This window comes from Azoarcus sp. CIB, from assembly GCF_001190925.1.
Taxonomy (GTDB): Bacteria; Pseudomonadota; Gammaproteobacteria; order Burkholderiales; family Rhodocyclaceae; genus Aromatoleum.
Genome location: NZ_CP011072.1, coordinates 847,077 through 858,674 on the forward strand (window position 1 = coordinate 847,077; position 11,598 = coordinate 858,674).

General features: G+C 66.7%; 12 protein-coding genes. 9 read left to right on the top strand and 3 right to left on the bottom strand.

What is annotated here, in order from left to right:
• Window positions 1-44: 44 nt before the first annotated feature.
• The 8 genes from dnaX (at window position 45) to AzCIB_RS03775 (ending at window position 6,999) form a co-directional block, all read left to right on the top strand.
• On the top strand, window positions 45-2,051 hold the full coding sequence (dnaX, locus tag AzCIB_RS03740) for a DNA polymerase III subunit gamma/tau (protein WP_050414650.1): 2,007 nt from the start codon (window positions 45-47) through the stop codon (window positions 2,049-2,051).
• Window positions 2,052-2,076: 25 nt separating this feature from the next.
• Window positions 2,077-2,400, top strand: a complete 324-nt coding sequence (locus tag AzCIB_RS03745) for a YbaB/EbfC family nucleoid-associated protein (protein ID WP_050414651.1) — start codon at window positions 2,077-2,079, stop codon at window positions 2,398-2,400.
• Window positions 2,400-2,996, top strand: a complete 597-nt coding sequence (gene recR / locus AzCIB_RS03750; RefSeq protein ID WP_050414652.1) for a recombination mediator RecR — start codon at window positions 2,400-2,402, stop codon at window positions 2,994-2,996. The genes AzCIB_RS03745 and recR overlap by 1 nt, the downstream gene beginning before the upstream one ends.
• A 198-nt stretch (window positions 2,997-3,194) precedes the next feature.
• Window positions 3,195-3,788 carry a ubiquinol-cytochrome c reductase iron-sulfur subunit gene (petA, locus tag AzCIB_RS03755; protein WP_050414653.1) on the top strand — a complete coding sequence of 198 codons (594 nt, stop codon included), beginning with the start codon at window positions 3,195-3,197 and terminating at the stop codon, window positions 3,786-3,788.
• Window positions 3,789-3,791: 3 nt separating this feature from the next.
• Complete coding sequence (locus AzCIB_RS03760) at window positions 3,792-5,060, top strand: cytochrome b (RefSeq protein ID WP_050414654.1); 1,269 nt, start codon at window positions 3,792-3,794, stop codon at window positions 5,058-5,060.
• Window positions 5,057-5,809, top strand: coding sequence for a cytochrome c1 (locus AzCIB_RS03765; protein WP_050414655.1), 753 nt, complete (start codon window positions 5,057-5,059; stop codon window positions 5,807-5,809). The genes AzCIB_RS03760 and AzCIB_RS03765 overlap by 4 nt, the downstream gene beginning before the upstream one ends.
• 94 nt (window positions 5,810-5,903) lie before the next feature.
• On the top strand, window positions 5,904-6,503 hold the full coding sequence (locus AzCIB_RS03770; protein WP_050414656.1) for a glutathione S-transferase N-terminal domain-containing protein: 600 nt from the start codon (window positions 5,904-5,906) through the stop codon (window positions 6,501-6,503).
• A gap of 43 nt (window positions 6,504-6,546) precedes the next feature.
• Complete coding sequence (locus AzCIB_RS03775) at window positions 6,547-6,999, top strand: ClpXP protease specificity-enhancing factor (protein ID WP_050414657.1); 453 nt, start codon at window positions 6,547-6,549, stop codon at window positions 6,997-6,999.
• A gap of 6 nt (window positions 7,000-7,005) precedes the next feature.
• On the opposite strand, the gene AzCIB_RS03780 is transcribed toward AzCIB_RS03775, so the two are convergent.
• Both AzCIB_RS03780 and AzCIB_RS03785 read right to left on the bottom strand, forming a co-directional pair.
• Window positions 7,006-8,202 (bottom strand): glycosyltransferase, encoded by a 1,197-nt coding sequence (locus tag AzCIB_RS03780; RefSeq protein ID WP_050414658.1) that lies wholly within the window; start codon window positions 8,200-8,202, stop codon window positions 7,006-7,008.
• Between the two features lie 92 nt (window positions 8,203-8,294).
• Window positions 8,295-9,560 carry a D-amino acid dehydrogenase gene (locus AzCIB_RS03785; RefSeq protein WP_050418204.1) on the bottom strand — a complete coding sequence of 422 codons (1,266 nt, stop codon included), beginning with the start codon at window positions 9,558-9,560 and terminating at the stop codon, window positions 8,295-8,297.
• 206 nt (window positions 9,561-9,766) lie between these two features.
• Between AzCIB_RS03785 and AzCIB_RS03790 the strand changes: the two genes are divergently transcribed.
• Window positions 9,767-10,768 (top strand): class 1 fructose-bisphosphatase, encoded by a 1,002-nt coding sequence (locus AzCIB_RS03790; RefSeq protein WP_050414659.1) that lies wholly within the window; start codon window positions 9,767-9,769, stop codon window positions 10,766-10,768.
• Between the two features lie 208 nt (window positions 10,769-10,976).
• On the opposite strand, the gene AzCIB_RS03795 is transcribed toward AzCIB_RS03790, so the two are convergent.
• Window positions 10,977-11,456, bottom strand: coding sequence for an Lrp/AsnC ligand binding domain-containing protein (locus tag AzCIB_RS03795; protein ID WP_050414660.1), 480 nt, complete (start codon window positions 11,454-11,456; stop codon window positions 10,977-10,979).
• Between the last annotated feature and the right edge of the window lie 142 nt (window positions 11,457-11,598).

Here is an 11,598-nt window from a genome sequence, read left to right on the forward strand (position 1 = left end):
ATCGCTCCGGGTTCGTCGCCGGCGCTCTGCTAGAATCCGGCGCCATGAGCTATCAAGTTCTCGCACGCAAGTGGCGGCCCAAATCCTTTGCGACGCTGGTCGGCCAGGAACATGTCGTCCGCGCGCTCAGCCATGCGCTCGCGACCGGCCGGCTGCATCACGCCTGGCTGTTCACCGGCACGCGCGGCGTCGGCAAGACGACGATCTCGCGCATCCTCGCCAAGGCGCTGAACTGCGAGACCGGCGTCACGGCCGAGCCCTGCAACCAGTGCGCCGCCTGCCAGGCGATCGACGCCGACCGCTTCCCCGACTACGTCGAGATGGACGCGGCGTCGAACCGCGGCGTCGAGGACATGGCCGCGCTGCTCGACCAGGCCGTATACGCGCCGGTGCAGGGCCGCTACAAGGTCTACATGATCGACGAAGTGCACATGCTCACCGGGCATGCGTTCAACGCGATGCTGAAGACCCTCGAAGAGCCGCCCGAGCATGTGAAATTCATCCTCGCGACCACCGACCCGCAGAAGATCCCGGTCACCGTGCTGTCGCGTTGCCTGCAGTTCAATCTCAAGCAGATGCCGCAGGGCCACATCATCGAGCATCTGTCGCGCATCCTCGAGGCCGAGGTCATCCCCTTCGAGGTGCCGGCGCTGCGCCACCTCGCCAAGGCCGCCAACGGCTCGATGCGCGACGCCCTGTCGCTGCTCGACCAGGCGATCGCGCACGGCTCGGGCAAGGTCGAGGAAGAACAGGTCACCCACATGCTCGGCACGGTCGGCGACGACCACCTGTACGCCGTGCTCGACGCGCTCGCCGCTGGCGACGTCACGGCGCTGCTCGGCGTCGCCGACCGCATGGAGGCACGCAGCCTGTCGTTCGACGCCGCGCTGCAGGCTCTCGCATCCCTGCTGCATCGGGTCGCCCTTGCGCAGTTCGCGCCCGCCGCGATCGCCGACGAGGCCGAGCGCCAGCGCGTGCTGCCCCATACCGAGGCCTTCGACGCCGAATTCCTGCAGCTCGCGTACCAGATCGCGATCCACGGCCGCGACGAGCTGCCGCTCGCGCCCGACGACTACGCCGGCTTCACGATGACGCTGCTGCGTCTGCACGCGTTCCGCCCCGACCAGCCGCCAGCCCTCGGCAGCCCAGCGGCCGAAGGCGGAGGAGGGGGCGTCGCCCGCAGCCTGCCGCCAGCGGCCCCGCGGCCCGCAGCAATGCCGCGCCCCGCCCCTGCGAACGCTGGCGCGCCGCCCGTCCAGGCGGCTGCCGCGGCCCCGGCCGCGCCCCTCACCCCCGCACCGTCGGCAGTGTCTACGCCCACGCCGCCGGCCCCGGTTCCGGCTGCCGAGCGCGTACAACGCACCGCGCCGGCCCCGGCAAGCGCCCCGGCCGAAACCCGTCCGGAGCCTGCCAACTCGGTGCCGCCGTGGGAGGATCTCCCGCCGGAAGCCTTCGTCGGACAGAGCTCAGAACCGGCCACCGTCCGGTCCGAATCGCCGCGCGAGGATGCGCAGCCCCCAGCCGCCGTGCGCCCTGCGCCGGTGGTGCTGCCCGAGCAGGCAGCGCCGGCTGCTCCCGCCCCCGAGGCGCCTCTTGCGTCGCCGGCTCCTCCGATTGCGGCGGTTGCGCCTGCGCCCGGCGGCGATGACGACGCAGCGGCGGACTTCGCCGCGGGCAACTGGCACGGCCTCATCCGCCGCCTCGGTCTCGGCGGCCTCGTGCGCGAGTTCGCCCAGCACTGCGAGTGGCTCGGCTTCGCCGACGGCGTGATCGAGCTGCGGCTGTCGAACGCCCACCGCCATCTCCTCGACATGAACCCGGGAGTGGTCGAGCGCATCCAGGATCAGCTCGCATCCCTTTACGGGGCGCCGCTCAAGCTGCGTGCCGCCGTCGGCGCGATCGAGGGCGAGACACCCGCGCAGCGCGACGAGGCCGATCGCCGCGTGCGCCATGCCGAGGCGGTCGCGGCCCTGGAAAGCGATCCTTTCGTGCGCGAACTGATCGAACGATTCGACGCAACCCTCGTGGAAGCGTCGGTGAAACCTCTTTGAATCCCCAATTGCGGAGAATCGCACCATGATGAAAGGCGGAATCGCCGGCCTGATGAAACAGGCCCAGCAGATGCAGGAAAACATGAAGAAGATGCAGGACCAGCTCGCCCTCGTCGAAGTCGAGGGTCAGGCCGGGGCCGGCATGGTGAAGATCCTCATGACCTGCAAGCATGACGTTCGTCGCGTCACGATCGACCCCTCGGTCATGGACGACAAGGAAATGCTGGAGGATCTCGTCGCCGCCGCGATGAACGACGCGGTGCGCCGCGCCGAGGCGACCACGCAGGAGAAGATGGCGGGCTTCACGTCCGGCCTCAATCTGCCGCCCGGGATGAAGCTCCCGTTCTGATGAGCTCACCCTCGAGTCTCGACGAACTGATCGAAGCCCTGCGCGCGCTGCCCAGCGTCGGCCCGAAGTCGGCGCAGCGCATGGCCTACCACCTGCTGCAGCGCGACCAGCGCGGCGCCGGCCGGCTCGCGCGGGCGCTCGCGCACGCGCTCGAAGTGCTGCGTCATTGCGAGCGCTGCAACACGTTCTGCGAGACCGACGTCTGCCAGCGCTGCGCGAATCCGCAGCGCGACCACTCGCTGCTGTGCGTCGTCGAGATGCCGGCAGACCTCGCGATGATGGAGCAGACCCAGCTCTACAACGGCCTTTACTACGTCCTCATGGGGCGCCTGTCGCCGCTCGACGGCATCGGCCCGCGCGAACTGCGGCTCGACAAGCTCCTCGCACGCGCCTCGGACGGTGCAGTGAAGGAAGTCATCCTCGCAACCAATTTCACCAACGAAGGCGAAGCCACCGCCCACGTCATCGCCGAACTGCTTGCCGCCCGCGGCGTCAGGGTCAGCCGCTTGTCGCGCGGCGTGCCTGTCGGCGGCGAGCTCGAGCACACCGATACGGGCACGATCGCGCAGGCCCTGGTCGAGCGGCGCGCGCTGTAGTCAGGGGCACTGTTGCACTGCGGAAGCTGCGTTGCAGCATCCGCCTTTCGCCCATTCCGCCCGGCCGAGCAGGCGTGTGCTCGAGGCTGATGCCATTGGCATGGCTTCGGCATGCCCTCTTTTTATGTATCAGGCTTTTTGCTAAAATTCCGCAGTTTTTTTGTATCCGGAAACGGGTTTCTTTTCAGGGATGAGGTCATGAGCGTGGATCAGAAGATGGACAGTGGCCGCCGGCAACTGCTTGTCGCGACGTCGGCCGCCGGTGGCGTGGCTGCGGTTGCGACGGCTGTGCCGTTCGTTGCCAGCCTGACGCCGTCCGAGCGTGCCAAGGCTGCAGGTGCGCCGGTCGAGGCGGACATCGGCAAGCTGGCACCGGGCGAGATGATGACGGTGGAGTGGCGTGGCAAGCCCGTGTGGATCCTGCGCCGGACCCCGGAAATGCTGTCGTCGCTCGAAAAGACCGATGCCGCGGTCAGCGACCCGGAATCCGGCAAGGAGATGCAGCCCGAGTACGCCAAGAACAAGCATCGTTCGATCAAGCCCGAGTACCTCATCGCCGTCGGCATCTGCACCCACCTCGGTTGCTCGCCGAGCGACAAGTTCAAGGTCGGTGCCGAAAGCGGCGTGGGCGACGACTGGCATGGCGGCTTCCTGTGCCCCTGTCACGGTTCGAAGTTCGACCTGTCCGGCCGCGTGTACAAGAGCATGCCGGCGCCTGACAACCTCGAGGTGCCGCCGCACAAGTACCTTTCCGATACCACGATCCTCATCGGTGACGACTCAAAGGCCTAAGCGATGACTACGAAATCCCAACAACTGCTCAACTGGGTCGACGAGCGGTTTCCGCTGACATCGACCTGGAAGGAGCACCTGTCCGAGTACTACGCGCCGAAGAACTTCAACTTCTGGTACTTCTTCGGCTCGCTGGCGCTGCTCGTGCTGGTGATCCAGATCCTGACCGGCATCTTCCTGGTCATGCACTACAAGCCCGACGCCTCGCTCAACACCTCCGGCATCCCGGTTGCGTTCGCCAGCGTCGAGTACATCATGCGCGAAGTCCCGGGCGGCTGGCTGATCCGCTACCTGCACTCGACCGGCGCCTCGGCCTTCTTCGTCGTCGTGTACCTGCACATGTTCCGCGGGCTGCTCTACGGTTCCTACCGCAAACCGCGCGAGCTGATCTGGATCTTCGGTACCCTGATCTTCCTCGCGCTGATGGCCGAGGCCTTCATGGGCTACCTGCTGCCGTGGGGGCAGATGTCCTTCTGGGGCGCGCAGGTCATCGTCAACCTGTTCTCCGCGATCCCGGTGATCGGCCCCGACCTGTCGCTGGTGATTCGCGGCGACTTCGTCGTGTCTGACGCCACGCTGAACCGCTTCTTCTCCTTCCACGTCATCGCCGTGCCGCTGGTGCTGATCGGCCTGGTGCTCGCGCACATCGTCGCGCTGCACGAAGTCGGCTCGAACAACCCCGACGGCGTCGAGATCAAGAAGAAGAAGGACGCGAACGGCATTCCGCTCGACGGTATTCCCTTCCACCCGTACTACACGGTGAAGGACATCGTCGGCGTGGTCGGCTTCCTGATCTTCTTCACGGCGATCGTGTTCTTCGCGCCCGAAGGCGGCGGCTACTTCCTCGAGTACAACAACTTCATCCCGGCCGATCCGCTGAAGACCCCGCCGCACATTGCTCCGGTGTGGTACTTCACGCCCTTCTACTCGGTCCTGCGTGCGGTGACCTATCCGCTGTTCGGCATCGACGCGAAGTTCTGGGGCGTGGTCGCGATGGGCGCAGCCGTGGTCATCATCGCCTTCCTGCCGTGGCTGGACCGCAGCCCGGTGAAGTCGATCCGCTACAAGGGTGGCCTGTTCAAGGGCGTGCTCGCGGTCTTCGTCGTCTCCTTCTTCATCCTCGGCTACCTCGGCGTTCTGCCGCCGACCCCGGGTCGTACCTTGGTGGCGCAGATCTGCTCGGTGATCTATTTCGCCTTCTTCCTGGCGATGCCGTGGTACAGCAAACTCGACAAGTGCAAACCCGAACCGGATAGGGTGACTTTCAAATGACTATTAGCGTAATCAAGACCCTGAAGCGCCTGGCCGCTGCTGCGCTGTTTGCGCCGACGCTGGCGCTGGCCGCCGGTGCCGCGCTGCATCTGGACAAGGCCCCGGTGAGCACGGACCAAGCCTCGTTGCAGGCCGGCGCCAAGACCTTCGTCAACTACTGCATGAACTGCCACAGCGCGAGCTTCGTCCGCTACAACACGCTGACGCAGATCGGCCTGACCGAGCAGGAGATTCGCGACAACCTGATGTTCACGGGCGAGCGTATCGGCGATCTGATGAAGATCTCGGCCAGCACGAAGGAGCAGAAGGCCTGGTTCGGCGCGACCCCGCCCGACCTGACCCTGATCGCGCGCCAGCGCGCGTCGGAGTTCGGCAGCGGTGCCGACTGGCTGTACACCTACCTGCGCCAGTTCTATCGCGACCCGAACCGCCCGACGGGCTGGAACAACAAGGTCTTCGAAAACGTCGGCATGCCGCACGTGCTGTGGGAACTGCAGGGCGAGCAGATCGCGAAGGTCAGCGAGCACGACGGCGTCAAGTCGATCGAGCTGGAACTCGCGAAGCCTGGCAAGCTGTCGACGCAGGAGTACGACAAGACCGTCGCCGACCTGGTCTCCTTCCTCGTGTGGATGGGCGAGCCGGTTGCCGAGAAGCGCAAGTCGGTCGGCGTCGTCGTCCTCATCTTCCTGGCGGGCCTGTTCGCACTGACTTTCGCGCTGAAGAAGAATTACTGGAAGGACGTTCATTGAACGTCGGCGCGAACTGATTCGTCGCCTTGAAGTCTGACGCACCACGCGGCACACGCGTGGTGCGCTTTGTTTTTGTATCGGGAGCTGCAACACCATGATGAACCTGTATTCCGGCACCACCGACCCGTTCAGCCATCGCTGCCGGATCGTGCTGTTCGAGAAGGGGATGGACTTCGAGGTCATCGACGTCGATCTCTACAACAAACCGGAAGATATCGCCGTCATCAATCCGTACAACCGGGTGCCGGTGCTGGTGGATCGCGACCTCGTCCTGTACGAGTCCAATATCATCAACGAATACATCGACGAGCGCTTCCCGCATCCGCAGCTGATGCCGCCCGACCCGATCATGCGCGCGCGCGCACGACAGCTGCTGCACACTTTCGAGCACGAGCTGTTTTCGCACATCGAGGCGCTCGAGAAAAACCAGAAGGGCACGGTCGACAAGAGCCGCGCGCACGTTCGCGATCAGCTCGTCCAGCTCGCGCCGATCTTCGTCAAGCAGAAGTTCATGCTCGGCGACGAGTTCTCGATGCTCGATGTCGCGATCGCGCCGCTGCTGTGGCGCCTCGAGCACTACGGCATCGAACTGCCGAAGGCTGCCGCGAACCTCATGAAGTACGCCGAGCGCATCTTCAGTCGCCAGGGCTTCATCGACGCCCTGACGCCGTCCGAAAAGGTAATGCGTCGTTGACGCGCAGGCGGCCCCGCGCGTCGGGGCCGCACGGATCCAATCCATGAGCAAGGTATCGACCAAACCCTACCTGGTGCGCGCCATCTACGACTGGTGCCTCGACCAGGGCTTCACGCCCTACATCGCGGTTGCCGTCGACGAGCGCACGGTCGTCCCGCCCGGCTATGCGCGCGACGGACAGATCGTGCTTAACCTGGCGCTGGATGCGACCAACCATCTGGTGATGGGCAACGACCTGATCACCTTCCAGGCCCGCTTCGGCGGCGTCGCGCATGCGTTGTCCCTGCCGGTGTCCAACGTGCTCGCGATCTATGCGCGCGAGAACGGGCACGGCATGGCGTTCGAGCCGGAGCTGGCGGGCAGTGAGCCGCAGCCCGAGGAAGACGTGTCGGTAGACGCCGGTCCCGGTTCCGGTGCGGGCGATGGCGACGGGCCGGACACGCCGTCCGCAGCGGGTCGGAGCGCCGCCCGGAATCACCTGAAGGTCATCAAGTAAGCAGCGTCAGGACGGCAGGGCAGCCGGCGATCCGCCGGTCTGCGCTGCCGTTTCCGCATACCGTCGGTACAGGCGCGCGAGCCGCGCCGTCGTCTCGTCGGCGCTCCAGCGCCGCGCGTAATCGCGCGCGTCGTTTCCCATATGTTCCAGACGGGTCCGGTCGTTGAGTAGTTCGGCGACCAGGGCTGCGAAGCCCTGCGCGTCGTCCGGTGCGATGCGGCAGCCGCACTGCGGGCCGAGGATGTCGCGCGTGCCCATCGCCGCGATGGCCACCACCGGCGTACCCAGTGCCATCGCTTCGAGCAGCACCAGCCCCTGTGTCTCCGTGCGCGAAGCGAACACGAACAGGTCCGCGGCGCGATAGCAGTCGTGGAGTTCGGTGCCGCGCTGGAGATAGCCGAGAAAGCACACATGCCATTCGAGGTGTCGCCGCCGCACTTCCGCGCGCAATGCCCCGACCGCCGGGCCTTCCCCGGTGATCAGCAGCAGCGCCGATGGACGGGACCGGCGCAGTTCGTCGAGCATCGCGATCAGCATGCCGATGTTCTTTTCGTGCGCGACCCGCCCGACGTACAGCAGCACGCTACGCTCGGGGGCGATGCCGTGGCGCTGCCGGAAGGCCGCACCGTCGCCGCCGACGAACTGCGTCGCGGGCAGCCCGGTCGGCAGGATCTCGCGCGGCCGTGTGACGCCGTAGGCGTGCAGAACCTCGTCCATCGCGGAGGACGGCACGATCACCGCGTCCAAGTCGTTGCACTGGCTGCGCGTGACGTGGCGGGCGGCTGCCCGCAACAGGCCGCGCGGCAGGAAGCGCACGTAGTGGAAGAGGTATTCCTCGAAGAAGGTGTGACAGGTCGCCATGCAGGGTAGACCGAGTTCGCGTGCCAGCGCACGCCCGGCGTAGTGGGCGACGAAGGGGGTGTGGATGTGCACGAGATCGTAGCTGCGTGAGCGCAGGCGGGGGGCCAGTGCGCGGATCGTATCCGCGCGCATGCAGCGATCCTCGGGGTCGAGCGGCACGTGGCGCGACGGGACGCGCAGGATGTCGAGTCCCGGGTCGTCGGGCGGCGCGCCGGGGTATTCCGGGGCGATCAGGGTGCTGCTCACGCCGTGCACCGCGAGGGCTTGGCGGAAGGTCTGGATCGACGTGCTCACGCCGTTGATGCGCGGGAAATACACGTCCGAAATCATCAGGATGTTCATGGGCCGGGTCCGGTGAGCCAGGCCCCCAATCTAGGCTACCTGCATGACGGCTTCGTTGCGGCCGGATGGCCGCGCCGTGACGGCGGGCGGGCTCAGCGCCGGCCGTCGAGGAAGGGGAAATGCTCGACCGGGGGGCGGCGACCGGAGATGAGGTCGGTGAGTGCGCTCGCCGAACCGCAGGCGAGGGTCCAGCCCAGCGTGCCGTGGCCGGTGTTGTACCAGAGGCGGGAAATGCGGCTGCGCCCGATCAGGGGGATGTTGCCGGGCGTGGCGGGGCGCAGGCCCGTCCAGCGCTCCGCCCGGTCGAGGTCGACGGCGCCGGGAAAGCGCGCCTCGACCCAGTCGAGGATCGCCTGGCAGCGTGCCGCGTTGATGCGGGTGTCGAAGCCGTTGAGCTCCGCCGTGCCGGCCACGCGCAGGCGGTCGCCGAGGCGCGAGCAGACGATGCGGCGCGATTCGTCGGTGAGGCTGACGCTGGGGGCGCGCGCGGGATCGGTAACGGGCGCGGTGATCGAGTAGCCTTTGACCGGGTAGATCGGCAGGTCCTCGTCCAGCGGGGCGACGAGGGCGCGGCCGTAGCTGCCGAGGCAGACCACGTAGGCGTCCGCGGTCAGCGCGCCCGCGCGGCCCTGCGCGTCGCGCACTTCGACCGCGTCGATGCTGCCGCGCGTGCGTGACAGGCGGGTGATCGTGGTGTCGTAGTGGAAACGCACGCCCGCTTCGGCGGCGAGCCGCGCGAGGCCCTGGGTGAAGCGGCAGGCGTCGCCGGATTCGTCTCCGGGGGCGTACAGCCCGCCGGCGAGCTGCCCGCGCACGCCGGCAAGTGCGGGTTCGACGCCGATACACTCGTCTGCCTCGCAGGCGCGCGCGTCGATGCCGTAGGTGGCGAGTTCTGCAACGCGCCCGCGGGCGTGGGTGAATTCCGTCGGGGTGAAGAAAAGGTGCAGGATGCCGCGCTCGAGGTGATCGTAAGCGAGACCGGTTTCCGCGCGAAGCGCCCGCAGCTCCTGGCCGCTATGCACGGCGAGGTTGGCGATGGCCGCCGTGTTGCGCCGCGTGCGCCCGGGCAGGCATTCGCGCAGGAAGGCGAACGCCCAGCGCCACTGGGCGCTGTCGGCATGCGGACGGAACAGCAGCGGAGCGTCCTCGCGGCCGAGCCAGCGCAGTGCCGTCAGCGGCGCGCCGGGATTGGCCCAGGGTTCGGGGTGGCTGATGGAGATCTGGCCGCCGTTGGCGCGGCTGGTTTCGAGTGCCGCTTCGGGCTCGCGATCGACGACGCTGACTTCGAATCCGGCCCTGGCGAGATACCAGGCCGTCGTGACGCCGGTGACGCCGGCGCCGAGAACCAGAACATGCATAGTGAGTGATCGGATCTTGCGGTCGCCGGACCGGCCGTCGCCGCCGCTGCGCGGGAAAACCCGCGGAATGGCGATCATAACCCCTTCGCCGGGCGGCCGGTGCGCGGATCTTGATGCGTTCGGCCGCCGTACGCGGGATAATCCGCTTTTTTCAGCTTGCGCCACTATCTGCATCCGGCCCGGCCGGATCCACAAGGAGTCATTTGATGCGACGCGTCACGCTAACCCAGTTCCTGATCGAGCAGCAGCGCGCGGGCCGGACCACGCCCGAGCTGCGCCTGCTGATCGAGGTCGTCGCCCGCGCCGTGAAGGCGATCAGCGTCAATGTGTCGAAGGGCGCGCTGGCCGGTGTGCTGGGCGAGGCCGGCACCGACAACGTGCAGGGCGAGGCCCAGAAGAAGCTGGACGTGATCGCGAACGAGATCTTGCTGCAGGCGAACGAGTGGGGCGGCCACCTCGCGGCGATGGCGTCGGAGGAGGTGGAGGAGGTGCATCAGATCCCCTTCGATTATCCGAAGGGCGGCTTCCTGCTGTTGTTCGATCCGCTCGACGGTTCGTCGAACATCGACGTGAACATCTCGGTCGGCACGATCTTCTCGGTGCTGCGCAATCCGGAGGGCGACGGCGAGCCGACGGAGCAGAATTTCCTGCAGCCAGGCCGTGATCAGGTCGCCGCCGGGTATGCGCTGTACGGTCCGTCGACGCAGCTGATCCTCACTGTCGGCGATGGCGTGCATGGCTTCACGCTGGACCGCGAAATGGGCAGCTTCATCTACACGCATCCCTTCATGACCGTGCCGAACGAGACGCAGGAGTTCGCGATCAACGCGTCGAACGCGCGCTATTGGGAGCCGCCCGTGCAGCGTTACATCGCCGAGCTGCAGGCGGGCAAGTCCGGCCCGCGCGGCAAGGATTTCAACATGCGCTGGGTCGCCTCGATGGTCGCGGACGTGCATCGCATCCTGACGCGCGGCGGCATCTTCATGTATCCGCTGGACGAGAAGTGCCGTGACAAGGGCGGCAAGCTGCGCCTGATGTACGAAGCCAATCCGATGGCGATGATCATCGAGCAGGCGGGCGGCGCAGCAACGACGGGGCGCGAGCGCATCATGGAAATGCAGCCGACCAAGCTGCACCAGCGCGTGCCGGTGGTGCTGGGCTCGGCGGCGGAAGTCGAGCGCGTGACGAAGTACCACCTCGAGGGCTGAGGAAGGCGCCCCGTTCCGGGGCGCCCCGCCCGCCCCCGGCCCGCGCACGGGCGGAAGTTCGTACCATCCCATCGGCCTCGATATTCGCCCACCCGTTCCGATGCCAGGCGGTCCGGTGCCTTCTGCCCGGCTGAGGGCATCGGGCCGCGGGGTGGTTCACGCAGGCACGGACCGACCCGTCAATCCCGCTCGATCGACTCGAAAATCCTCATGCCGACCGCCGTCCCTCGCCGGTCCGTATCTCTATCGTCTTCTCATCCTTCACGACTTCCATCACCACATAGGTGTGCGTTTGCTTGACGCACGGCAGCTCCGAGATCTTCTCGCCCAGCACGCTGCGATAGGTCTGGATGTCGCGCGTGCGCACCGTCAGCAGGTAGTCGAAGTCGCCGGCGATCATCTGGCAGGTCTGGATCTCGGGGATGCGCTGCACCGCCTCGTTGAAGAGCTTCAGTTCGTGCGCGGTCGTGCCGCTCAGTAGCACCTGCACGATCACGACGTGCGCGCGGTCCATCGCCACCGGGTCGAGATCCGCGTGGTAGCCGCGGATGACGCCGCCTTCCTCCAGCTTGCGCACCCGCTCGGCGCATGGGGTCTTGCTCAGGCCGACCCGGCGTGCGAGCTCGACGAATGACACGCGGGCATCCTTCTGGAGTTCGGCGAGAATCTTGAGATCGATGCGGTCCATTCCGTTTGCCTGCAGGCTATTCGTCTAAAAGAAGAGAAATTCGCAGGAATTATGGCTTATTGGAAGGGAATTTCGGAGCCATAAACTAGGATGTTGGGTGAAGAATCGGGTTTTCGACGGGCGAAGTCGTCCGTCCGGGCCG